The organism is Chitinophaga sp. 10T418 (assembly GCF_056394125.1).
In genome coordinates this window covers 121,993-148,510 of record NZ_JBFTHG010000007.1, presented here as the reverse complement: position 1 = coordinate 148,510, position 26,518 = coordinate 121,993, and the positions used below count along the sequence as shown (strand labels likewise).

15 protein-coding genes are annotated in these 26,518 nt (G+C 43.4%); 10 read left to right on the top strand and 5 right to left on the bottom strand.

Going from position 1 to position 26,518, the window contains the following annotated elements; translation table 11 throughout:
- The first annotated feature begins 145 nt into the window (after positions 1-145).
- The 6 genes from AC1DCV_RS21450 (at position 146) to AC1DCV_RS21425 (ending at position 14,611) form a co-directional block, all read left to right on the top strand.
- Entirely contained in the window at positions 146-2,554 is a 2,409-nt protein-coding gene (locus AC1DCV_RS21450; RefSeq protein WP_477025080.1) for an efflux RND transporter permease subunit, read from the top strand.
- A gap of 253 nt (positions 2,555-2,807) precedes the next feature.
- Positions 2,808-3,497 carry a hypothetical protein gene (locus tag AC1DCV_RS21445; RefSeq protein ID WP_441573056.1) on the top strand — a complete coding sequence of 230 codons (690 nt, stop codon included), beginning with the start codon at positions 2,808-2,810 and terminating at the stop codon, positions 3,495-3,497.
- Between the two features lie 480 nt (positions 3,498-3,977).
- Positions 3,978-7,004, top strand: a complete 3,027-nt coding sequence (locus AC1DCV_RS21440) for a SusC/RagA family TonB-linked outer membrane protein (protein WP_477025079.1) — start codon at positions 3,978-3,980, stop codon at positions 7,002-7,004.
- A 19-nt stretch (positions 7,005-7,023) separates the two neighbouring features.
- Entirely contained in the window at positions 7,024-8,433 is a 1,410-nt protein-coding gene (locus AC1DCV_RS21435) for a RagB/SusD family nutrient uptake outer membrane protein (protein ID WP_477025078.1), read from the top strand.
- A gap of 1,520 nt (positions 8,434-9,953) precedes the next feature.
- Positions 9,954-13,115: a SusC/RagA family TonB-linked outer membrane protein gene (locus AC1DCV_RS21430; RefSeq protein WP_477025077.1), complete on the top strand. Its 3,162-nt coding sequence runs from the start codon at positions 9,954-9,956 to the stop codon at positions 13,113-13,115.
- 11 nt (positions 13,116-13,126) lie between these two features.
- The gene (locus tag AC1DCV_RS21425; protein ID WP_477025076.1) at positions 13,127-14,611 is read left to right on the top strand and encodes a RagB/SusD family nutrient uptake outer membrane protein; all 1,485 of its coding nucleotides are present in this window, start codon (positions 13,127-13,129) and stop codon (positions 14,609-14,611) included.
- Between the two features lie 79 nt (positions 14,612-14,690).
- Here AC1DCV_RS21425 and AC1DCV_RS21420 read toward each other — a convergent pair whose 3' ends face one another.
- Together AC1DCV_RS21420 and gatB are read right to left on the bottom strand one after the other, a co-directional pair.
- Positions 14,691-15,848, bottom strand: a complete 1,158-nt coding sequence (locus AC1DCV_RS21420) for a redoxin domain-containing protein (RefSeq protein WP_477025075.1) — start codon at positions 15,846-15,848, stop codon at positions 14,691-14,693.
- A 68-nt stretch (positions 15,849-15,916) separates the two neighbouring features.
- A complete protein-coding gene (gene gatB, locus AC1DCV_RS21415) occupies positions 15,917-17,365 on the bottom strand; it encodes an Asp-tRNA(Asn)/Glu-tRNA(Gln) amidotransferase subunit GatB (protein ID WP_477025074.1) in 1,449 nt (482 codons plus the stop codon).
- 110 nt (positions 17,366-17,475) lie between these two features.
- On the opposite strand from gatB, the gene AC1DCV_RS21410 reads away from it, so the two are divergent.
- On the top strand, positions 17,476-18,858 hold the full coding sequence (locus tag AC1DCV_RS21410; RefSeq protein WP_477025073.1) for an aldehyde dehydrogenase: 1,383 nt from the start codon (positions 17,476-17,478) through the stop codon (positions 18,856-18,858).
- A 72-nt stretch (positions 18,859-18,930) separates the two neighbouring features.
- Here AC1DCV_RS21410 and AC1DCV_RS21405 read toward each other — a convergent pair whose 3' ends face one another.
- On the bottom strand, positions 18,931-19,965 hold the full coding sequence (locus AC1DCV_RS21405) for a PDZ domain-containing protein (RefSeq protein WP_477025072.1): 1,035 nt from the start codon (positions 19,963-19,965) through the stop codon (positions 18,931-18,933).
- A 197-nt stretch (positions 19,966-20,162) separates the two neighbouring features.
- Positions 20,163-22,781 carry an alanine--tRNA ligase gene (gene alaS, locus AC1DCV_RS21400; protein ID WP_477025071.1) on the bottom strand — a complete coding sequence of 873 codons (2,619 nt, stop codon included), beginning with the start codon at positions 22,779-22,781 and terminating at the stop codon, positions 20,163-20,165.
- A gap of 353 nt (positions 22,782-23,134) precedes the next feature.
- Between alaS and AC1DCV_RS21395 the strand changes: the two genes are divergently transcribed.
- The 3 genes from AC1DCV_RS21395 (at position 23,135) to AC1DCV_RS21385 (ending at position 25,300) form a co-directional block, all read left to right on the top strand.
- Positions 23,135-24,106, top strand: a complete 972-nt coding sequence (locus AC1DCV_RS21395) for a M23 family metallopeptidase (protein WP_441573067.1) — start codon at positions 23,135-23,137, stop codon at positions 24,104-24,106.
- 152 nt (positions 24,107-24,258) lie between these two features.
- A complete protein-coding gene (locus tag AC1DCV_RS21390) occupies positions 24,259-24,777 on the top strand; it encodes a MerR family transcriptional regulator (RefSeq protein WP_441573068.1) in 519 nt (172 codons plus the stop codon).
- 10 nt (positions 24,778-24,787) lie between these two features.
- Positions 24,788-25,300: a hypothetical protein gene (locus AC1DCV_RS21385; protein ID WP_441573069.1), complete on the top strand. Its 513-nt coding sequence runs from the start codon at positions 24,788-24,790 to the stop codon at positions 25,298-25,300.
- 114 nt (positions 25,301-25,414) lie between these two features.
- Here the strand turns inward: AC1DCV_RS21385 and AC1DCV_RS21380 are convergent, their stop codons facing one another.
- Positions 25,415-26,518, bottom strand: a complete 1,104-nt coding sequence (locus AC1DCV_RS21380) for a mechanosensitive ion channel family protein (protein ID WP_477025070.1) — start codon at positions 26,516-26,518, stop codon at positions 25,415-25,417.

The window sequence follows — 26,518 nt, the reverse complement described above, 5'->3', positions numbered from 1 at the left end:
GATAAGGAACATGCAGGCCACTGATTTACAGGTAAAGGCAAAAAGCTGGCAGCTGGTAGCCAAAACCAGACAGCTCATCGCTGTTCGCTAACAGCTAATAGCTATTTTAATTACCTTTACGCCCATTACTAAAAAGGAAATCCTTATGTGGCAACGTTTAGCCGGCTTTGTGCTAAAATATCGATTATTGCTTCTTGTTCTACTGCTTGCCGGTACCGGCGTGATGGGTTATTTTGCCAGTAAGGTTCAAATGTCTTATGACTATGTGGCCACTATCCCGCATGATAATCCAAAATTTCTTGAGTACCAGGAGTTTAAGAAGAAATTTGGAGCAGATGGTAATGTGCTCATGCTCGCTGTGCAAACAGATAAATTTTTCCAGGCAGATTTTTTTAAGGACTATGTTCAGCTGAACAAGGACATGAAAAATGTTTTTGCCGTAGAAAACATTATGAGTGTGCCCATGGCAGTAAACCTGGTGAAGAACGATAGTACACAGAAGCTGGAAGCCAATTTGCTTTTCAAGGGCGATCTGACAAACCAGGTAGTGATTGATAGTTTATCAAAAGTATTTAACACTCTCCTGTTTTACAAAGGCCTTTTATACAATCCGGATACACATGCCTATCTGATGGCTATTTATGTGAATAAGGATGTATTTAATTCGCCTAAACGTACGGCGGTAGTAAAAGAAATAACCAAGCTGGCAACAGCTTTCCAGGAAAAGCAACATACAGAAGTGCATTTGAGCGGATTGCCTTTAATTCGTACTGCCATGGCCGTTAAGGTGGCAGACGAACTGAAGCTGTTTCTTAAAATATCATTTCTCCTGACAGGGTTGATCTTATTCCTGTTCTTCCGTTCCTTTGGCGCTGTACTGATGTCTATGATTGTGGTTGCCATTGGAGTGATCTGGTCTGTGGGTACGATAGTGCTCATGGGCTATAAAATTACATTACTGACGGGGTTAATTCCATCGCTGATAGTGGTAATAGGGATTCCCAATTGTGTATATTTCCTGAGTAAGTATCATACCGAATATGCCAAGGATGCCAATAAAACGAGGGCATTGGTGCATATGATACAACGGATGGGGATTGTAACCTTGTTTACCAATCTGACGGCTGCTATTGGTTTTGGCGTGTTTTGTTTTACCAATAGTGCTATCCTGAAAGAGTTTGGTGTGGTAGCAGGTTTGAATATTATGTTCATCTTCCTGATCTCTTTCATTTTCCTGCCTTCTGTACTGAGTTATTTACCTGCACCGAAGAGCAAACATACTACCTACCTGGATAACCGTTTCTTTGGTGCTATTCTGAATTTCCTGACCAAACTGGTATTCCAGTACCGGTCATGGGTATACGCAGTAAGTGCTGTCCTGGTGATCCTGGCGATTGCAGGGATGGGACGTTTGCAGTCTGTGGGCTATATGCTGGATGATATTCCGCATACCGATAAATTGTACCTGGATCTGAAGTTCCTGGAAACTAACTTTAAAGGGGTGATGCCACTGGAAATAGCGGTGGATACCAAAAAGAAAAACGGGGTCATCAATCTGCAAACGCTGAACAAGCTGGATGAACTGACACAGTTGATTTCTGCACAGCCTGATTTTGGCCGTCCGTTGTCAGTAGTGGAAGGTATTAAGTTTGCCAAGCAGGCTTACTATAACGGGGATAGCTCCAACTTTGCGGTGCCTAACCAGTTTGATCTGGGCTTCCTGGCGCCTTATCTGCGAATGAAGGGAAGTAATGCTACTGGCCCTGCTTCTACTTTCTCAAAGCTGGTATCTTCCTTTATGGATAGTACCAAGCAGGTAGCGAGACTGAGTGTGAATATGAAGGATGTGGGTTCCCAGAAGTTACCGGTATTGCTGGATTCGTTACAGCCTAAGGTAACGGCTATTTTTGATACTGCTCACTACAAGGTTACCTTTACAGGTACCAGTGTTATATTCCAGGAGGGTACCCGGTTTATCATTAACGGGTTGATGGAAAGTATTGTGCTGGCTTTTGTATTGATTATGCTGTGTATGTTGTATCTGTTCCGTTCCTGGAGGATGCTGATCATATCTTTGATCCCGAATGTGATTCCGCTGGTAGTAACTGCAGGTGTAATGGGTTGGGTAGGCGTACCGTTGAAGCCATCTACCGTATTGGTGTTCAGCGTAGCGCTTGGTATAGCCATTGATGTTACAATACGTTTCCTTGTAAATTTCAAACAGGAGTTACCGCGTCATGATTTTGATATCAGTGCTACTGTAAAGCAAACGATTCATGAAACAGGGTTGAGTATCATTTATACTTCTGCGATTTTGTTTGCAGGTTTTATGATCTTTAGTTTCTCCGGGTTTGGAGGTACAAAGGCTCTGGGCTGGTTAACTTCTMTTACGCTGGTAGTGGCTATGATCACCAATCTGACGATTTTGCCGGCTTTGCTGTTGTGGATGGAAAAGGCGTTATTAAAGAAGGCCAAGAAGAAGGAGTTATGGAAAGCGCTGGATGAAGAGGAAGATATCGATATTGAGAAGCTGGGAATCAGCGATAAAGAATAGTCTTTTTTAGCATAAAAATAGTCTCTATCGGGGGCGAACGGATGCAGTTTTGGCTGCAGCTGTTCGCCCCCGATGTGTTTTTATAGGCTACTTTTCGCAGTCACTGCTAAACATTTAGCTAAAATGGACAAATAATCGCCCTGAAATAATCTAGTGGGCAGCATTCAAATACCCTTTTCACCGCTTGTAAAAAAGGCTGGCATATTATAATGAAAAAGTATGAGGTTTATAATGCCATTCTAACACATAGTTCATGAAAAATAAGTACTTAAAGGGCGCTCATTTATCCGAGCGCAAATTTAAGGAGATCCTGCGGCTGTTTGCCGATGATCTTACTGCGACCCAGATAGCCAATATCAGCGGTGTCAGCAGGGTAACTATTAATAGTTACCTGAAAAAGCTAAGACACCAGATTGCACGCTACTGTGAGACGCAGCATCCTGCGCCTGTTCCCGTTTTAACCTACGACAGCAGACCCAGTGACCTAACCCCGGACCACGACAGCGACACGCTGGTGGCCGTAAAGCCGGAAGTAGACCGGATTGTAAAGCCGGTAATCTTCGGCATCTGCAGATCCTCAGACAGGTTGCACACCGAAATTCTCCCAGATGTAAGCCGCTCCATGATTCATGCTGCCACACGTGGTCGTTCCGTATTGGAAACCCAGGGTGCAGCAGAACGTTTGCGCAGGTTTAATGGTTTGGTGGATTTAGGTCAATACCGTTTGTACCGATTGGGGCAAACTTCGGAAACGCACCAAATGGACGATGTAGATGCTTTCTGGGGCTTAACAAAGCACCGGCTAGCCAAGTTTAAAGGGTTGAACCGTAACACCGCCTATTTGCACTTGAAAGAGTGTGAATACCGGTTTAATCATCGTAATGATGACCTGTTTATGGTACTGCTGGAATTATTAAAAATATACCCGCTTACCCTTTCCTGATAAAAATAATTAGCCCCGCTTTATGCGGGGCAACATTAATCTCGATTTAGATTTTGGTTGATGAGTACAGGCGGTATTCTTGCCGCTTGTTTATTCTTATGCCCTTACGAATTATATTAATTACAAATAAGTTAATAAGACGTTAAAAGAGTGTTATCCAAATGTTATCAGCAACTTTTCTAGCTTAATTTTTTGTTAAGAATTATTATATTTGAAGCTGGTTGAAAATTTGCTAAGGAAACTGCTTATGAGGAAGAAGTTGATTACTTCTGATGTTGATTTATTAAATAAATCGCAATGGAATAGGTCAATCTTTTAGTTATTGTCAAAGTATATAATACGCTTGCCAGCTCTCCACTACTAAAGTTATCCAGCTTACAATTTACTCAACTGATTTAACGGGAACCAAATGATTAGGGCTCTATAGCCTTGATGTGGATTTTTATTTTTTAAGGTTAAGGAAACAACAAAATCATGCTTATGAGGAAAGTGTTATTTCTCCTCTTGTCCGTGCTATTTCTGGGCGGGCAGGTCTATGCGCAGAGCCGCACAGTAACAGGGAGAGTTACCGATGGTAAAGACGGTTCGCCTATACCTGGCGCAACTATTCAGATCAAGGGAACCAACAAGGGCACTATGTCCACTCCGGATGGTTCTTACAAAATTACAGTAGACAACAGCAATGCGGTCCTGTCCTTCTCTTTTATAGGATACCTGGTAAAGGAACTTCCTGCAAACAAAGAAGTCATCAACGTGAGCCTGGAAGCCGACAACAAGCAACTGAGCGAAGTAGTGGTAACAGGTTACACGCAGGTAGACCGTAAAAAAATGGTGAGTTCCATTGCAGAAGTAAGTTCCAAGCAAATAGAGAACGTACCTATGCCGGATGTAAACCAGATCCTGCAAGGTCGTGCACCTGGTGTGGTATCTGCTTCCGGTTCCGGACAACCCGGGTCTGTTCAGAAAGTAACTATCCGTGGTATTGGTTCACTGAGTGCAGGTGCAGGTCCGCTGTACGTAATTGATGGTATTATCGTGAATAATGGCCAGTTCAATTACGATAACCAGACACAGAGCAGTGATATCATGGCTAACCTGAACCCTAACGACATTGAAAGCGTGAATGTGTTGAAAGACGCATCTGCTACCGGGTTGTATGGTTCAAGAGGTAGTAACGGTGTAATCGTTATCACCACTAAAAAAGGTAAAGCCGGTACCTCTAACGTTAACTTTAAAGCACAATACGGTTTCACTTCTCCCAGCTTCGGTAAATGGAAGCAAATGAATGGTGAGCAGGCTTTTAATTATGAAAAAGGGCTTCTGCGCTTAGGTGGGGCATCAGAAGCAGAAATCAAAGACCAACTGCCTGACTCTTTACTGAATCATATGTTTGACTGGAGAGACGCTGCCTTCCAGAATGGACGTACACAGAACTATCAGATTTCTTCCAGCGGAGGAAACGATAAAACCAAATACTACCTGTCCGGTGCTTACTTCAGCCAGGACGGTGCCCTGATTTACTCTGGTCTGAAACGTTACTCAGTAGTATCTAACATCCAGCATAAAGTAAACGACCGTTTGGATATCGGTATGAATCTGAACCTGTCTTACAGCGATGCTAATAACGCTGGTGCTGGTAACCGTTACAGCAGTCCGTTGCTGGCAAGTTTTGCCAACTCACCTATGCTGAATCCATACCAGCCAAATGGTAAGTTATATACAGGTCTGGAAGATGCATGGGCAAGCTCTACTACCGGAGATAACTTCCTGTATTCTGTTCCATTGAATACCAATAACAACTACAACTTCCGTGGTTTGGGTAAAATGTTCCTGAACTACCGCATATTTGACTGGTTAAAATTCTCACAGAATATCTCTGCTGACATGATCATGGCCCGTCAGAAATCTTTCCAGGATCCAACTACTGCAGATGGATTTAATTCTGAAGATGGTTCCAAAAGTGGAAGTGTACTGGAAGCAAGTCAAACCAACAGAACAATCACATCACAAACATCTCTCTCCGGTAATTTCAACATTGGTGAAAAAAGCCAGTTTGATTACCTGGCGATGATGGAATACGTACCTACCCACTTTGATGGTTTCAACGCATCGGGCATTGGTTTGGCTAATGGTAAACTGAATGTACTGGATGCTACTTCCACGCCGCAGTCAGTAACCGGTGATTCTTATGATTATCGTTTCGTTTCTTACCTGGGTCAGTTAAACTATACTTACAACAACAAGTATTACCTGACAGGTTCCATCAGAAGAGATGGTAGCAGCCGTTTCAGCCCTAACAACAGGTATGGTACTTTTTATGCCCTGGGTGCTTCCTGGCGTGTAATAGATGAAAACTTTATGAAGTCTCAGAGCATTTTCTCCAACCTGAAACTGAGAGCCAGCTATGGTACTTCCGGTAATGCCAACTTTGGTAACTATGCGTGGATGGCATTGTACAAATACAATGTTGCCTACAACGGTGCACCAGGTGGATATCTGAACAGCATTGGTAATCCTGACCTGACCTGGGAAAAGAGTACCAATACCAACATTGGTTTGGATATGGGCTTCCTGAAAGACAGGCTGACTGTTTCCTTAGATGTTTATAACAAGAAGAGTGATGATCTGTTGATGAATGTGCCTATTCCATTGTCTACTGGTATTTTCCAGCGACCAGCAAACGTAGGTGCTATCAGAAACCGGGGTATTGAAGCAACAGTATCTTCTGTAAATATTCAATCAAAAGAAGTTACCTGGACTACAGATGTAACTTTTGCAATGAACCGCAACAAGGTATTGAAGCTGAATAACCATGAGCCTATCAATAACTTTAAAGATTTTGAAGAAACCACTTACACCAACACTATCCTGAAAGAAGGAATGCCGGCTTATACCTGGTACCTGAGAGAATGGGCTGGTGTGGATCCTGCTAATGGTGATCCATTGTGGTATACTGCTGATGGTAAAACAACCAACGATATCAACAAAGCATCTTATAAAACTTTTGGTAACACCATGCCTAAGTTCACTATGGGCTTCAACAATACCGTTAACTATAAGGGCTTCTCTCTGTCTGCATTCTTCTATGTTTCTCAGGGTAACGAAATCTTTAACGGTACAAAGAGATATGGTGATGCAGATGGTGGACGTTTTGGATGGAACTACAACGTAGAAGCAGGAGAAAATTACTGGACTACTCCCGGTCAAAAGGCTGATCGTCCTAAACCTGTAATTGGTGGTAATAAATCTTCCAACGCAGCCTCCAGCCGTTACCTGGAAGATGGTTCCTACATCAGATTACGTAATGTTACTTTAGGTTACAACCTGCCTTCATACATGTTGAAAGCCGCCAAGATACAGGGTATCCGCGTATATGTACAAGGAGCTAACCTGTGGACTATTACTAACTACTCAGGTGTGGATCCGGAAATCGGATATGATGGATATGAGTTCTTTAAGTATCCGGTTAACAAGAGCGTGAGCTTTGGTGTAGATATCACATTGTAATTTTAAAAGGATAATCAGCATGAAAAAATATATCATAGGAATATTTGCAGCAGCTGCCCTGTTACAGGCTTGTTCTGGTAAGCTGGATGTGAAACCAAACAACCAGTTGGACATAGGCGATGCATTAGGTGATTTACCCGCCGTGCAGTCTGCCCTGACCGGTACATACGATGCGTTACAGCAAACAGAATATTATGGTCGTAACTATTGGGTGATGACCGAGGTGAGCGGCGATAACGTATACCTGGCAGCAAAAAACAGTAACCGTTTTATATCCAGTTTTAAGCGTGAATACAACGTGCAGGATGCGGATGTAGAGAATCTGTGGAAAACGGCTTATAAAGCTATCCTGGGGGCTAATAACGTTATTAATAGTGTGGATTCCGTAGCAGGTGATCAGGAAGTGAAGAATGTTGCTAAAGGAGAAGCTTTGTTTATCCGGGCATTAGCATATTCTGATCTGGTGAATATGTTTGCCAAGCCTTACCGCAACACCAACGGCAGTCAGGCAGGTGTGCCACTCAAATTGAAATTTGAACTGGCGCAAACATCCCGTAGTACTGTAGCGCAGGTGTATACACAGATCATTGCAGATCTGACTGAATCGAAAAAATTATTGGTAAACGTTGGTATTAAAAGCAAATACCGCGCAAGCCAGTATGCAGCATCAGCACTGCTGGCCAGGGTTTATCTTGCAAAAGGGGATGACCAGGCAGCTATTACTGAAGCTACCAACGTAATTAATGCAGGGTTTTCATTAGCTACCCCAAGTGATCTGGCAGCATTTTATAGTACTCCTGGCACTCAGGAGGAAATCTTTACACTGAGATATGTTGGTACTGCTGAAGATTTTGGTTCAGATAATATTGGTAAAATATACCTGAAGCCAGGATATGGCGATGTTCGTGTATCTCCTGATCTGTACAATACAGTAGCCAGCACCGATAATAGAAAAATGTTTATTGGTGTATTTTCTGACGGCAGCACCGGTGAAAGAACTAACCTGAAATTTTCAGGACAGGATGGTATCGCAGGTATGCATAGCCCTAAGATCCTCCGTTTGGCAGAAATGTATCTGATTCGCGCGGAAGCATATGCGCACCTGAATCAATCCGCCAATGCTATCAGTAATCTGAATATCCTGAGAGCGCAGAGAATTATGGGAGGAGGTCAGTTGTCTGGTATCGCTGATAAAGATGTACTGGATTATGTACTGGCTGAAAGCAGAAACGAATTTATGTTTGAAGGTCACCGTTATTTTGACCTCCTCAGAAATGGTAAAGATGTTGTCCGCAATTTCTGTCATAATCTGCTGGAAATAACGGCGCCATGTACTATCAGTACTACCTCACCTATTGCTATCTGTCCTATTCCTMAAACGGAAATCAATACCAATCCGATTGAGCAAAATGCAGGATATGGTCAATAAGTAATTAACTGGTATTTAAGTATTAAAGAAGGGAATGCTATTTGGCATTCCCTTCTTTCGTTTAGGCATAACCGTATCAAAAGAAGAAAAAAAAGTTTATGATATTTTATATTTATGTAGGATAAATATGGTGTTCCCGGTGAAAAAGGAGACCGGATGCTACCAGCTATCCTGGGGCAAGCATTCAGGTGGCGTATACAATCCGGAAATAACGCTAACGTATACACGGAATTTAAGAAGCAGCTATTTGAAAAATGGAGCGCCTTGATGGTTAAGATATATTCGGGGACTACGTTTTTCAAATAGCTTTTGTAGAATTCATGACATAACACGAATGTGTTATTTTTGGGTAGTCTTCTTTGGTTACATTTGCCTTCATCATGAAAACTTGAAGAGCCAAAATCTGAATTTACAATGGATTATCGGGAAAATATACATGATGAATTGAGAATGTTTTAACTTGACCGTATTGAGGGACTTTCTGCTTAATTAAGACGTGTTACTGCAATTTTCCATTTTTTTAAGGATCTAACACTTGCCAGCTGTAATTCATTCCGAGGAGAAACTTAGGTTCAGAAAGTGTTTGTTGGGTGTCTTGTTCTACCTAAACTTCACTTGCGATGTTACATGGAAAAATTGCTGACCTGTGCTATGTATCAACTAAACTAACTTGTTATTTTTCATTGCTTACGAGTAATATGGATTTTTGTAAGTCCGTTGTTAGGTTATCTTGCATTGGCATTTGTTATTTCATGTATACATATTATCTGAAAATAAAGGTAGGATACCTAATAATATGTTATAGCCAGGATTAAATGATGGCGATTTGCAGAAGCATTTTTGAATCCGGCATTGAAAAAAGCACAAATACCGCAGTATTAATTTTTTGTCAACCGAAATCTGAATACAACGAAATAGTTCGGGATTATTCCCGGACTATTTTAATAGATCTCAACTATACTACGAAGGTGTTATTTCCTGACGGATCTGTTTCATTTATATTTGCGCTCATCATGAAAAATTTTGATGAACCAAAATCAGGACCGCATAGAAGTATTCTATGTTACAACATGATAAACTGAATTTAACTTTTATTGAGCTTATAGAGAGAATAATTGCTTACTGAGGAACGAGTTACAACGACTTTTTCCATTTTAATTAAGGATCTAAACAACTTGTAAACCAGAACCTATTCCCGCATCGGAATTTATTCGGGGTATTGAACGCATTACTTTTTGAAATGTGTTCGGTTACAATGTTTAACGATAGAAAATAATTGCTTGTTGCTGCGCGCTTGTGCTGCAATATGTTAGCTTGTTATTTGGTTTTTGAATTGCTTTTGAGATAACATTTGCTGTACTGTACTGTATTGTGCTGTTTGCCGCTACGTTGTTTGCACGCGTGGAGTTTGTTATTTCGTATGTACATATTTGTTAGAATAAAGGTAGGATGCCTAATAGCATTGCCATGCCTGTAATGGACCCTTTTGTTGTAGTTGTATTTTAAAATCTAAATCGCTTATGAAGAAAGCATTGCTGCTCTTGCTTATTGCGGCCATCAGCGTTATCCAGGCGCACGCGCAAACGCGACCTATCACCGGTAAGGTGACTGATGCCAAAGACGGTGCACCTTTGACTGGTGTAACCGTAAAAATTAAAAATACCAATACCGGGACTACTACTAATTTAGAGGGTAAGTTCTCTTTGAATGTAGAGGGGAACCCGGTGCTTGAGTTTACATTTGTTGGTTTTGGTTCAAAGGAAGTAGCTACTTCCGGTAAAAGCAACATTGATGTTAAGCTGGGTACCGATGAAAAAGCGCTCAATGAAGTGATTGTGGTGGCCTATGGTACCACTAAAAAGGGATCTAATACCAGCGCTACTACACAAATTGACAGCAAAAAATTTGCTACCAGGGCTATTTCCAACGTTGCCAGTGCATTGGATGGAGCCGCTCCTGGTATTCAAACCAATGCAGGAAGTGGTCAGCCAGGTGACGGACCAGCTATTCGCATCCGTGGATTTGGATCTATCAATGCTTCCAGCGATCCTTTGTATGTAGTGGATGGAGTACCGTACTCCGGTAATCTGAGTAGCTTGAACGTGGCTGACATCGAGAGCATTTCTGTGCTGAAAGATGCATCTTCTTCTTCTCTTTATGGTTCCCGCGCAGCTAACGGTGTGGTAATTGTAACTACCAAAAAAGGTAAAAATGGACGTAATCAGCTGCAAGTAACTGCTATACAGGGCTTTAACTCACGTGGCATTCCGGAATATAGCAGATTAAATGCACAGCAATATTATCCGATGCTATGGGAAGCACAACGTAATGCGTTGGTGACTAATGGTACAGCGCGGGATGTTGCAAACAAACGTGCTTCCGGCCTCGTAGCTGGTGCGAAAAGCATCAAAGATATGTTGGGATACAATCCGTTTAACGTAGCCGATAATGCAATCGTTGATACCAATGGTATACTGAATCCTAATGCCAAATTGCTCTATCCGGACGATCTGGATTGGGAAAAAGCAGTTACCCGCGGCGGTGCCCGTGGGGAATATGGTATGAATTACAGCGGCGGAACAGATAAAACGGATTATTTCGCATCACTGAACTACCTGAGCGATAAAGGTTATGTAATCAATTCCGATTTTCAACGTATCAGTGCTCGTATTAACGTAAACACACAGGCTACCAACTGGTTTAAAACGGGTGTTAACCTGTCGGGTACTTTTGTGAAATCAAATCAAACAGACGTTACCAGCAGCACTTCTTACGTAAATCCTATCTTCTTTGCCCGTAATATCGGACCAATTTATCCGGTATATCAACACGATGCAACCGGTGCTTATGTATTGGATAAAGATGGCAACAAGATTTTTGATGTGGGCGGTTCTCGTGGCTCCAATGCCTCCCCCGGTCGTAATACCGTTGGTGAAAACCTGCTGAATGATAACTCTTTCACCCGCAATGTTCTCAGTGGCAGAACTTTTGGTGAAATAACTTTCCTGAAAGATTTTAAATTCACTACCAACCTGAGTGTAGACATTACCAACACCAGAAGCAATGTTTATTGGAATACCGTGGTGGGTGATGGTGCACCAATAGGTCTCGGTTCCCGTACCAGTACACAAACTACCAGCTATACCTTGAACCAGTTATTGAACTACAACAAAACCTTTGGTGCTCATACCCTGGGTGTGTTAGTAGGTCACGAAAATTATGATCAGACAGCGAACCAGCTCTATGGAGAGCGTCAGTCACAGATCATTCTTGGTAACTCTGAGCTGTATAACTTTACTACCACTAACAACCTGTATTCTTATAAAAGACAATACAGAACTGAAGGTTATTTCTCCCGTATTAACTACGATTATGATGAGAAATATTTTGTTTCTGCATCTGTCCGTCGTGATGGAACCTCCCGGTTTTACACAGATAACCGTTGGGGTAACTTCTACTCCGTTGGTGCAGGATGGCGTATTGATAAAGAAGACTTTATGCATAGCGCTACCTGGGTTAATATGTTGAAACTGAGATCTTCTTATGGTACTGCGGGTAATGATGCCGTAATAGAGGTAGATGGCAATGGAGTAGTAACTCCGATCTACTATGCATGGCAGACACTGTATAAACTGGGCTTCAATAATGCGCTGGAGCCAGGTGTATTCTTCACCAAATTAGGTAACCCTCAGATTCAATGGGAAGCTAATAAGAGCTTTGACGTAGGTGTTGACTTTGCAATACTGGATAACAGGTTATCTGGTAGTGTGGAATATTTCAACCGTAGATCAGATAACCTGTTGTTCGATCTGCCATTACCACTTTCCAGCGGTATTTCTACTAAAACAGTGAACGTGGGTACTATGGTGAACAAAGGAGTAGAATTGCAGTTAACAGGTGAAGTTTTCCGCAAGAAAGATTTCGGCTGGACAGTAGATCTGAACCTGAGTTCCTTCAAAAACGTGATCACTAAATTGCCGCAGGCTGAAATTATCAGCGGTACAAAAAAGTTGTCTGTTGGTCACTCTATGTATGACTACTGGTTACGTGACTGGTACGGCGTAGATCCTACTGATGGAGCTGCATTGTATGTTGCCAACAATACCAGCGGTGCTGGCGTTCGCGCCCTGAAAAATGGTGATACGGTAACTACCAATATCAATAATGCTAAGTATCACTATGCAGGTAGCGCTATTCCAGACTTATTTGGTAGCATCACCAATACTTTCAACTACAAACAATTCCAGCTTTCCGTTCTGGTATCCTTCCAGTTGGGTGGTAAAGTATACGATCAAACTTATGCTTCGTTAATGAGTTCCGGTAGCTATGGTGCGGCTTTACATACAGATGCATTGAAACGCTGGCAGAAACCTGGTGATATCACAGATGTACCACGTATGGATCAGAGCCAGACTTCCAACTTCAATGCTGCTACTTCTGATCGTTGGTTAACCAGCGCTTCTTTCCTGAATTTAAGGTCAGTTAAATTGGGCTATAACGTTCCGGAAGCTTTTGCGCAGAGAGCACACGTGCGTGCTGCTAACGTATACCTGAGTGGTGAAAACCTCGCACTCTTCACTGCACGTAAAGGAATGAACGTTGCACAGGCGTTTACCGGTGTTACCTCGAATGTATATATGCCAGCGCGTATCATCAGTGCAGGATTGAACATTACACTCTAAAATTTGAAAGAATGAAAAGGATACTTTATATATTCATTGCTTTTGCAGTATCCGGCGTGTCGCTGACATCCTGCAAAAAAGATTATCTCAATACTGCTCCTACCGAATCAGTGGAGGAAGGCGTTGTGTTTGTTGACATGAAGGGCGCATGGGCTGCTTTGAACGGTATTCACAGGGCCATGTATAAGGACTATGATAGCCAGGACCAAACCGGTCAGTCTACTGTTATGATCGATGCAGATATGATGGGAGATGACCTCGTGATGACCAGCGCCGGTAATAACTGGTTTGTTGCCAATTACCAATGGGTTACACATCGTAATACCAGCGCCGCCCATCTGAAGTTTGTTTATTACTTCTATTACAGGATCATCGCAAATGCTAACAAAATCATTGAAAAGATAGATGGTATTCCCGGTAGTGATGCCGATAAGAGAGCCATCAGAGGTGAGGCTTTGGCCTACAGAGCATGGGCGCATTTTCAATTGGTGCAGTTATTTGCCAAACGCTATGATGCTACTACGAAGCCTAACAATCAGGATGGTGTGCCGGTATTGACTAAGTTTACTATTGAGCCACAGTCAAGAGCAACGGTAGAAGAAGTATATACCCAGGTAAACAAGGACCTGAACGATGCGTTAACAAATCTGAGTGGTTATGCGCGCACTTCAGGAGCTAAATCTCACTTTGATTCTACCGTGGTATGGGGACTTAAAGCACGTGTTGCATTAGCTACGCAGGATTGGGCGAATGCTGCTGCCAATGCGGAGCTGGTGATTAAGAAAGGCGGCTACTCTCTGATGAGTAATACTGATTATGTAAGAGGATTCAACAACGGCGATAACGCAGAATGGATCTGGGCAAGTCGTCCAACAGATGACCAGACCACCGCATTCAACGGGTTCTTTGCTTACATGTCGTTTAATTTTAGCTCTACCAATATCCGTAGTAATCCAAAAGCGATTAATAAATTGTTATACGCCAAGCTAACGGCAACGGATGTACGTGCTCAGTTGTGGGACTCTACCGGAAAGAAATATCCATTACCTGCGCCGAACTTCATCAGGTATCCTTACATGAACCAGAAATTTCTTGCTAAAGGAACTGGTAGCAGTGTGGGAGATGTGCCTTACATGCGTTTAGCTGAAATGTACCTGATTGATGCAGAGGCAAACGCCCAGTTGTCAAAGGATGGAGCAGCTGCAGACGCTTTGTACACCTTGGTAAACAACCGCGATGTTAATTATGTAAAATCAACTAACACGGGCCAGGCGCTGAAAGATGAAATTGCTATTCAACGTCGTTTGGAACTTTGGGGTGAAGGCTTCCGTTTCTTTGATCTGAAACGTAAAAATGAAGCGCTTGACAGAAGTGGTGCCAATCATGATCCTTCCCTGGCAAGCATCATGAAGATGCCTGCAGGTGATACAAGATGGCAGTGGCTGTTCCCTCAGGATGAGTTAAATGCGAATACTAAGATTGTACAGAATCCATAATAATTGCAAACTATCACTTGTAATAAAAAACCTCACTGGTATTATTCCAGTGAGGTTTTTTTTTATGAAGATGAATACCTTATTTCAGTACCTCTCTTAACTTCGCTTCCAGCGCGTCTCCTCTCAGATTAGCTGCAATAATTTTGCCCTGAGGGTCCAGTAAGAAGTTGGTAGGAATAGCATTGATGCCATACAAAGGCACTACTGCAGAGTCCCAGAATTTAAGATCGCTTACATGGTTCCAGGCAAGTCCGTCTTCTTTAATAGCCTGTTGCCACTTATCTTTTGTTTTATCAAGAGATACGCCCAGTATCGTAAAGTTTTTACCTTTGTATTGCTGATAAGCTTTTACTACGTTAGGGTTTTCCTGGCGGCAGGGACCACACCAGCTGGCCCAGAAATCCACGAGTACATATTTACCACGGAAAGAACTCAGACTGATCATTTTACCGGCAGGATCAGGTAATGTAAAGTCGGGGGCTACCTGACCCACTTTTACAGCAGATGGTTCTTCACCACCGGCAGCATCACTGCCACCACCCTGTTGCTGTGATTTCTGTAATTCAGCAATTTTATCTGTCATGCTTTTTACCAGCGTGTTCTTCGGGAAACGTGTAGTGAGATTAGTGATCACTTGTTTGTGTGCTACAATTTCTTCACCATTTCTTACCTGGCTAATAGCAAATACTGCGTTGGCAGGATTTTTTGTTTTATCAGCCATCAGGAAGAAGCCATTTTCAAAATCCTTTTCTTTTTTCTGGAGCTCGGCCAGACGTGGCTGAAACACGCTATCAGGCAATGATCCGTGAAGGCTATCCAGTTGGCGCATTTCTTCCGTAAGTGAAATGGACTGCTTACTGATATCTGACAGGAACTGTTGCAGTTCGGTAGTAGGCTCAGAACCGGTTACTTTGATGTTTTCCAGTTTGTCCATATCACCATCTATTTTCATATCGCCGGCATCGAGTGCCAGTAATACAAATTTGCCGTTATCAAAGCGTATCCGATACAGGCCTTGTTCAGCCACCATACCTTTCAGTGAAAACTTTCCACTGGCATCTTTGATGTTGGTTGAATCTACCACTTTCACATTTTCCAGTGTCAATTCTTCCAGTACCACCGGACCCAATGGAAGATTACTAAAGTGCCCGTCTATTTTAAACTCACCTTTCTCCGTTTGTCCGGCACATCCTGCCAGAAAAACACCGGCGGAAATCCATAATAAGTATTTTTTCATGCTGTTGTTTTTTGAACATTCATCTGACCAATGCTACTCAATATAGGTTAATTATCATTAATGCTTTTTCAGCCCTTGAGCTTTTCGGCCAGTAATTCGTTGGTAAGACGCGGATCTGCTTTGCCTTTGGAGAGTTTCATGACCTCTCCTACAAACAGCGACATCAGGCCTTTTTTACCACCTTTAAAAGCAGCTACTTTATCCGGATATTTTGCCAGCACTTCATCAATGATAGGCGAAATGTTGTCGGCATTGTTGTCCTGCAATAAGTTGAGCCGGGTAGCTATTTCCATCGGATCAGCAGGCGACTGTATCATTTCCGGCAGTATGCGGGAAGAGGCGATAGAGAAGCTTACTTTGCCGGCATCTGTTAAGGTGATGAGCGATGCTAATGCGGTGGGTGTTACCGGAAACTGGCTGATTTCCACTGAATTTTCATTCAGCCAGGACTTAACAGGCCCCAACATCCAGTTGGCCGCAGCTTTGTACTGAGATGTAACAGCAATGAGGCTTTCGTAATAATCTGCAGTGGACTTATCATCGCAGATCACGCGGGCATCATATTCCGGTAGTCCGAATTCCACCGTATATTTGCGGATCAGTTCTTCCGGCAGCGCCGGTAAGGTAGCCCTGATCCCTGCAATAAATTCATCGGTGAGCCGGAAAGGCGCCAGATCTGGTTCCGGGAAGTAACGGTAGTCGTTGGCTTCCTCTTTGGAACGCAGGGAAAAAGAACTGCCATTAGACGCGTCAAAGCTCCGGGTTTCCTGTACCAGGGTGCCACCGGCTTCAATCAGGTCTATTTGTCTTTTTACTTCGTTATCTATAGCCCGCTTTACATTGCGGATAGAATTCATATTTTTCACCTCTACCTTGGTACCCAAGGTGGTAGCACCTTTCAGGCGAACGGAGATGTTAGCGTCACAACGCATACTACCTTCTTCCATATTACCGTCACATACGCCCAGGTAACGTACCAGGCGGCGCATTTCAGTGAGATAAGCATAAGCCTCATCACTGTTGTGCATGTCCGGCTCCGTCACGATTTCTACCAATGGTACGCCTGCGCGGTTATAATCCACATAGCTGTTATTGGGATCCTGATCATGCAGCAATTTGCCCGCATCTTCTTCGAGGTGAATGCGGTTTAACTGCACATTACGGGTGCCTGCATCGGTAATAATCGTAATATAGCCACCTTTACAAATAGGGGCGGTATGCTGCGATACCTGGTAACCTTTCGGAAGATCCGGGTAGAAATAATTCTTTCTGGCGAAATAATTATCTTTTTCAATCTCGCAATGACAAGCCAGACCCAGTTTGATGGCATATTCTGCCGCCTTACGGTTCATACGGGGCAAAGTGCCCGGATGCGCCATCGTAATAGGGCTGATATGCGTATTAGGTGCGCCGCCAAAGGCAGCGCTGTCGCTACAAAATAATTTACTTTCGGTAAGCAGCTGGGCGTGCACTTCCAGCCCTATCACTGTTTCATATTTGCTGTATATATCGCTCATATTCCATACTGATTCCCACAAATATATTCAAATAATACCGTGATTTCAGGCTATTTGGTGCCAATAAATCCCTAAATTGAGATAAGCAACAAGTAAAAAAAATCTTCCCTATGATCAGTAAGGCCCAGGCAAGTCAACTTTATCAGGCGCAGCAGGTGTATTTCGACTCTGGCGCTACACTCCCGTATGCTTTCCGGAAAACGCAGTTGAAACGGTTAAAAAAGGCAATACAGAAATATGAGGAGAAGATCATTGCGGCCTTACATGCTGATCTGCATAAGCACCCCATGGAATCTTATGGGAGCGAAATAGGGTTTTTATATGAAGAAATAAGCTATATACTCGATGGGCTTAAACAGTGGATGGAGCCCGAAATAGTGACCTCTCCTTTTGTGACCTACCCCAGCAGCAGCCGGGTGTACAAGCAACCACTAGGGCTCACGCTGATCATTGGCCCGTGGAACTATCCGTTTATGTTGCTGCTGAGCCCTTTGCTGGGAGCTATTGCAGGTGGTAACTGTGCTATTATCAAACCTTCGGAGATGGCTCCGCATACAGCCACCGTAGTAGCCGACCTGATCAGGGATACTTTTGATCCGGCCTATATTACCGTAGTAGAAGGTGATGGTACGGAAGTAATTCCATTGCTCATGAGCTTCCGTTTTGATCATGTATTTTTTACCGGCAGTATACCTGTTGGTAAAAAGATTATGGAAATGGCAGTGCCACATCTTACACCGGTAACACTCGAGTTGGGCGGTAAATCGCCATGTGTGGTAGATGAAAAAGTGAATGTAACGGTGGCGGCTAAACGTATTGTATGGGGGAAGTTCTGGAATGCCGGCCAAACTTGTGTGGCGCCGGATTATTTGCTGGTGCATCAGAAAGTAAAAGAAGAACTGGTAACAGCACTGAAAGCGGCCATCATAGAATTTTTTGGAGATGATCCTGCGGCCAGCGGTGATTATGCCCGGATCATCAACAGCAAACGTTTTGATACGGTGGCGGCCTACCTGGAGGAAGGCCATATTTTACATGGTGGCCAAACCAATCGTGATAGTCTGTACATCGCCCCTACCCTGCTGGATGATGTGGAATGGACCGATCCGGTGATGCAGGACGAAATATTCGGTCCTGTATTACCGATTCTTACCTATACAGAATTACCACAGGCGATACAGGCAATCAAAAAACTGCCTTATCCACTGGCATTATATGTATTTACAAAGAGTAAGAAAACAGAAAAAATGCTGATAGAACAGGTGCGTTTTGGTGGTGGCTGCGTGAACAATGCGCTGGTACATCTCACGAATCCTGAATTGCCTTTTGGTGGCGCGGGTTATAGTGGTATGGGCAAATACCATGGTAAGTATAGCTTCAATACGTTTACACATGAGAAAGGAATGCTGAAAACAGCTACGTGGCTGGATGTTCCCACGAAATATCCACCATTTAAAAATAAGCTGAAAGTGATGAAGCTATTAATGAAATAGTTACCAATAAAAAAGGACGCTGTATCGGCGTCCTTTTTTATTGATAACTATGTATAGTTGCATAATTAAAAACTACAAGTCTGCTTTATTTAATTTCTTTGGTATTTTTATTTCCAGCGATTGTGTTTGTCCATTTCGTTTAACCGTAGCCGTTATATTAACTTTGTTCCGATTTTCCCGGTATGCTTTGGAAAGATCTGATGCTGATTTAACCGCACTGCCAGCCAGGTCTGTGATAATATCATCTTTTTTAAATCCAGCTTTTTCTGCCGGAGATGCCGGTGCAATGTCAATTACCTGGGCGCCCTCTTCATTTTCGGTGTCCTGTACCTGCAATCCGAGTTTTACACCTTCTTCTGCCTGGTTGTACCGGCCATTGCCAAAGCCTTGTTCTCCACGTGGATACGGAGACGGAAAAGTGAAAGTGCGTGGTCTCAGTTTGGGTGATCCGGATGGTGGATACAGGCTCCAGTTATCACTACCCATATTTTTTCTTTTGTCCAGTGTAACAATCACGCTGTTCGGTTTCGAATTGCGTATATACGATACCGTTATATTGTCTGCCGGCTGATGTTTACCGATGACTTCAAATAGTTCTGCCGGTTCATTAATTTTCTGATTGTCGATAGCGGTGATGATATCGCCTTCTTTGATACCGGCTTTATCTGCAGGTGTGCCTTTGGCGACGCTTTTCACGGTAACGCCGGTCGCAGCTATTTTTTCTGTGATCACGCCCAGTATTGCTTTGTTAGCTATTGCGGGCATATTATCTTCCTCGTCATTGCCATCATCATTGAGCATATCAAAATTACCGGGGAGGTTATCGGTGTCGAAGCTGAAGGAATTACCATCACGCGGTGTAATTTTTCTGCGGAAAACAGAGAGATTAGGATCATTATATTGATCCATTTTTTTACCATTCACGAGGATATCGCCATTCTTGATTTCTACGGTAACCTTACTGTCTTTGTCGTTTTTATGCTTGATTACAATTTCATCAAACTCTCCCATTTGATTTTTGGGTGATTTGATTGTTTGGGCAGATACCGCGCCCGTAATAAAGCAGGAAATACCTGCCAGTGTGAGGATTTGCAGTAACCTGATCATATTGCTGAATCGTTTTGTTAACTAAATTTAAACTAATGCAACAAAATTAAAGAGTGAGACAGGAAAGAAAAAGTTAAAATAGCGCAGAAGGGATAAAGCATAAAGCAAAAAGCCATTGTAGCGAATAATGATAATGGATATATATTTATCCTCCACAATCATTCGCTACAATAGCTTTTTTCTTTATACCTTTTGTCTTAGCTGATCGCTTTTTTCACTGCCGCGATTACCTGATCCAGTTTATCTGTATCCTGTCCGCCTGCAGTAGCAAAGGTTTTCTGGCCACCGCCACCACCTTTGATCAACGGTGCAATATGTTCTTTAATAAATTTAGGTGCTTCAAATCCTTTGGCAGCCACTATACTTTCGTCTATAGTGAGTGCTACACTGGCTTTGCCGCCGATGTTGGCTACAAATAACAGCACATGATCCGGGATATCATTTTTCAGCTGGAAGGAAAGTTGCTTTAATCCTTCTGCGCTGCTAACGTTTACGACCTGCCCCAGGAAGTTAATGCCATTCACGGATTCTGCCTGTTGGCGCAATGTAGTGGCCAGTGCACGTACTTTTTCCAGCTCCAGTGCTTCCAGTTGTTTTTCCAGGGAAGCTTTGTCCTGCAGCAGTGTTTCCACTGTTTTAACCACTTCCTTCGGATTTTTCAGGGCGGCCTTAATTTCTTTCAGTTGCTGCAGTTGCTCATTTACGAAAGCTTCTGCTTTAGAGCCGGTAACAGCTTCCACACGGCGTACGCCTGCAGCCACTGCACCTTCTGACACAAATTTAAACTGACCCAGTTCGCCGGTAGAGCTGATATGTGTACCCCCGCAGAGCTCTACGCTATAAGCGGGATCTATCACTACTACACGTACCACATCTCCGTATTTTTCACCGAACAACGCCATGGCACCCAGTTTTAGGGCTTCTTCCTTAGGTAGTTCACGGATCACCACGGGTATGTTTTCCCGTATTTTCTCATTTACAATAGCTTCTATCTGCGCCATTTCCTCGTCTGTTACTTTCGCGAAGTGGGAGAAGTCAAAGCGCAGGGCTTCTGCATTAACCAGCGAGCCTTTCTGTGCTACGTGGGTACCCAGTACCTGTCGTAATGCTGCGTGGAGTAAGTGAGTAGCAGAGTGATGACGCTCCGTGTTATGGCGTTTATCTTTTGCTACGGCCGCTTTTACAGGAACTGTTGGCTGAGCCGGCAATTTATCTGCAAAGTGGATGGTGAGGTTATTTTCTTTCTTGGTATCTGTTATATGGATCACTTCTTCTCCAAAATGCAGCGTACCGGTATCTCCTACCTGTCCGCCGCTTTCAGCGTAGAAAGGCGTTTGCCCCAGTACCAGCTGAAACTGTTCTTTACCTTTTGCCTTTACGGTACGGTATTTCAGCAGTTTAGTGGTGCTTTCCAGCTGTTCGTAACCTACGAAAACAGAATTAGGTGTTTCGTCCAGTATTACCCAGTCGCCCATATCAAGTTCAGTAGCGGCGCGTGAGCGGTCTTTCTGTTCTTTCATGGCAGCCTCAAATCCTTTTTCATCCACAGAAAAACCATTTTCTGCAGCAATAAGGCTGGTGAGGTCGTAAGGGAAGCCATATGTATCATATAATTCGAAGGCAGTTTTACCATCTACGGCCTTAACGGTTGCGTGTTGGATAAAGTCTTCTATTCGGCGGATACCGCTTTCCAGGGTACGCAGGAAGTTATTTTCTTCTTCAAAAACTACTTTCTTAACAAAGTCTACCTGTTGTTGCAACTCAGGGAATACGTGAGAGAACTGAGCAGCCAGTACAGGTACCAGGTCGTGCAGCAGTGGCTTTTTCACATCCAGGAAGGAGTAATAATAACGTACTGCCCTGCGGAGGATACGGCGAATTACGTATCCTGCACCGGTATTGGATGGCAGTTGTCCATCCGCTATGGTGAAGGAAATCGCGCGGATGTGGTCAGCAATAACGCGGAAGGCCACATCTTTTTTATCATCGGTACCAGCATATTTTTTGCCGCTGAGTTCTTCTGTAGTATGGATGGTACCCATAAACAGGTCAGTATCGTAGTTGGAGGTTTTATTCTGCAACACCCTTACGAGGCGCTCCAGTCCCATACCGGTATCTACGTGCTGTGCCGGTAAAGGCTCCAGGGATTTATCTTTCAGGCGGTTGAACTGCATGAATACGTTGTTCCATATTTCAATCACCTGTGGATGGTCTGCATTGACAAGGGTTTTGCCGTCTACCAGTTTTTTCTCCGCTTCTGTTCTGCAATCCACGTGAATTTCAGAGCAAGGGCCGCATGGACCGGTATCGCCCATTTCCCAGAAGTTGTCCTTTTTGTTACCCAACAGGATCCGGTCTTCTGCGATATGTTGTTTCCAGAAATTATATGCTTCTTCGTCTTTCGGTAAGTTTTCGCTGGCATCTCCCTGGAAAACAGTCACATAGAGCTTGTCTTTAGGGATCTTATATACTTCGGTCAGTAATTCCCAGCTCCAGGCGATGGCTTCTTTCTTAAAATAGTCGCCGAAGCTCCAGTTACCGAGCATTTCGAACATGGTATGGTGGTAAGTATCAATACCTACTTCTTCCAGGTCGTTGTGCTTGCCGCTTACCCGCAGGCACTTTTGCGTATCTACCACTCTTTTATTGGGAGGAACCCGGTTGCCAAGGAAGTAATCCTTAAACTGGTTCATCCCCGCGTTGGTAAACATCAGGGTGGGGTCGTTTTTAATAACGATAGGGGCAGATGGGACGATCTGGTGCCCTTTTGACGCAAAAAAGTCCAGGAATTGCTGTCTTATTTCAGATGCTGTCATAAATATTGATACGAATTAATATGTATTTTATATCTTATAAAGGTGTTTCATCCTGCTTTGGACTTGCAACTGTGTTTCAAGCCCTTATAAAGTAGTTAGAAAATTGACATTCAAAAGGTTGATGTTTTAATCTAATTACAGTAGGTTTGTGCGCCTTATTTTCCCGCCGTGTTAAAGGGAGTGCAAAAATATCGAAACTGGTATGATTATGCAAAACAGGTTGTGTAACCCGGCAAAAATAGTTCAATGGGAAAAGAAAAGCCAACTATAGCATCCATAAGTTTGTACCTCGTGAAATAAATCGGCTGTCATAGCGTTCACTGCACTATGGCGCATAAAGTATACCCTGGTGCATGAAGAAGGTTAAATATTTTTACAACACCCAAACATTAAAATACGAGAAACTCGTAGTATCTCTGCGGGTTAAGATCCTCCGAATACTGGGGTTTGTGTCTGCGGCAATCGTTACCGGGGCTATCTTTCTGTCCGTGGCTTATCGCCTGGTTGACTCTCCTAAAGAGAAGTCACTCCGCCGTGACCTGGAAGGAATGAAGGAAAGGTACGATGCATTGCAGGGCCGTATGAAGGAAGTGAAAGGGAAGCTGGCGGAGCTGGAAGACCGTGACAATGAAATTTACCGGGTTATCTTTGAGGCCTCTCCCATTCCCGACAGTACCCGCCTGGGTAAAGTAAAGCGGGATGAAGAAGCTGCTCAGCTGCAATCTTTTGCCAGCAGTGAAATCATTGCGTCCACCTCCGTTTTACTTAAAGAACTGAATAACCGGGTAAAAGCACAGGAAGCCTCTTATGATGAAATTGATAAGATGGTGAAGAACAAACAGCAGATGCTGGCGTCTATCCCTGCCATACAACCTGTATCTAATAAAGATCTTAAACATATTGCCTCCGGTTTTGGATATCGTATAGATCCAATCTATAAAACCATGAAATATCATGCGGGGCTCGATTTTGCTGCCCCCAGCGGTACACCTATCTATTCTACCGGCGATGGTGTGGTAGAAGAAGCCAGTCTCAGTGATGTGGGCTATGGTAATCATGTGGTCATCCGGCATGGATATGGTTATAAAACGTTATATGGCCACATGCTGCGTATGAAAGTGAAGGCTGGCCAGGTGGTTAAACGTGGGGACGTACTGGGATGGGTAGGCAGCACAGGTAAATCTACCGGCCCGCATTGCCACTATGAGGTGATGAAAAACGGTGAAAAGGTAGATCCGGTCTACTTCTTCTTTAACGATCTCACCCCGGAACAGTTTGACCGTATGTTAAAAATGGCCAGGTCAGGAAACCAGTCGTTTGACTAAACAGGAGCCATTAGTCCTTAGCTTTTAGTAAGTTATATGTCCTGACTAATTGCACGGAACTAAAAATTCTGGGATCTAAAAAAGGAAAGCTAAAGGCGAAAAGCTTAACTTCATCTTCGTAAAAGATATTTGTCACCTCGTTTTTTACTACGATGCACCAGCTAGACCTTTTTTCGACACCTGGAATACCGCATCCTGCTGAAGCTGCGGTAACTGTGCCAGCTAAAGTAAAAGTAAAGGCAAGCAGCAAAAAAGCTGCCGTAGCACCCACCATACCTGGGAAAAAGCGGGGACGTAAATCATTGAAAGAGTTATCGGAGGACCCGGATCTGATTATGGAATTGGATAAATTGGTACTAGATAAGCAGTATTATTCGATCAGTGAGGTTGCAGCCATGTTTAAGGTGAATACTTCGCTCATCCGCTATTGGGAAAATGAGTTTGATATACTGCAACCCAAGAAGAACCGAAAGGGCGATCGACTTTTCCGGCAGGAGGACATTCAACACCTCAAATTAATTTATCATTTACTACGCGAAAGAAAATATACCATAGAAGGTGCCAAGCAAAAGCTGAAAGAAGATCACAAGCTGGCTGCCCGGAATTTTGAAATGGTACAGGCTTTGCTAAAGGTACGGGGTTTCTTAACGGAACTGAAAGATCAATTATAAAAACATCATTATGCGATTGAAAACATTACTATTGGGTGGCGGCCTGTTATTCTCTTCCCTGGCCTGGGCACAGAATGGAAAGGTATTGAAGGGCAAGATAGATATGAAAACACTGATGAATGATACCTCCACAACGTGGTTCTACAAGGGTGTAAACAGCTATCAGCCCAATGACAATATGCTCAATTATATTAAAACAAACCGCTCCAACTTCAATTTGGTAGTGGTAATGGGCACCTGGGACGAAACAAGTCGTGAGGTAGTGCCTGCCCTCTATAAAATTATGATCACCGGTGGCAGCCCGGAAGATCAAATCCTGATGTTTGCTGCCGATCAGAAATTACAGACAGATTCTCCTGTTGACTATAAAGTGAAGAAATTGCCTACTATTATCGTTCTCAAAGATGGTAAAGAAGAAGGCCGTATTACAGGCTCTCCAAAAGAATCTGTAGAAGCTGACCTGTCCCGCATTTTGCTGAGCAGCAGCCAGAAGGCCAAGGAAAAAGAGAAGGATAAGGAGTAAATGCGGATGTTTTCCACCCGATTTTACTTCTGCCAAGGATAAAAAAACAGCGAAGATCAAAGCATATACCTGCTTTGATCTTCGCTGTTTTTTTTTATCAGTAGCCTGTGGAAATTACGGTCGTTGATCCGTTACCGTTACATTGGTAGAGGTAGTCGGCAATTTAATGTCTCTTGCTTCCAACAGCTTTATCACTGTCAGATTCACTGTTTCCCTTAACGCCGCATACTGGGCGCCGTCAATGATATAGGTATTAAAAACGATCTGGATAACGTAAGTATCTTTCGTAAAATCATTCAGATTCACGGTAAAGTTTTCCAGTACATTAGCATTGCTTTTCAGCGACTGTCTTACATCCTGTAAAAATCCCAACAACGCATCGGCCGGGGTATCTGTCCCCAGTTCGAGCTTTAAAGCCACACGTTGTTGTGTGCGCAAAGAGAGATTGTCGAGAATACTGTCCACCATTTTTTTATTGGGAACGGTCACAAATGTTTTCTCCAGTGTACGGATACGTGTACTGCGTAAGCCTATCTTTTCTACTGCTCCCTGGTAGGAATCCACTTTAACGCTGTCGCCTACACGGAATGGTTTGTCGAAAAAGATAATGAAAGAGCCTATCAGGTTTTCAATACTTTCTTTGGCAGCGAGTGCAAGGGCTGCCGCACCTATCCCCAGACCGGCAATGATTTTTTCTACCAGCCCCGGGCCAAAGAGGATGCGGATAAAGGCAATAGCCCCCATGATAAACACAATGGCCTTGAAAAAATCCCGGAAGAAAATAATGAATTGATTATCGGTTTTATCTTCTGTCAGATCCGCTTTCTTTTCCAGTACCAGGGAAATGAAATCAATCAGCCGCAACACAATCCAGATAATGCTCATGCTCAGGGCCAGCTCCAGCAAGGTATCAGTTACGTTTTGCAGTGTGGCTTTGCCGTATACATGTACGTTCAGGAGACGTGGAAAGGTGAACCTGTCGATAGTCAGCATGAAGGTGGTCAGCAACAGGAAGTACTCCAGCGGCCGCAGCAGCAGGTTTACAAAATCCTTTTCTTCGATTTGCGGAGACCAGTGTCTTACCAACCGGAACAGAATGGCCGCCAGTCCTTTGGATACATAGCGCTTCACGATCAGCACAAATAATAATACGCCAATCAATATCAGGTAATCCTGCACGGGGTTGTCTAAAAAGACCTTGTTCAAAAATTCATTCAT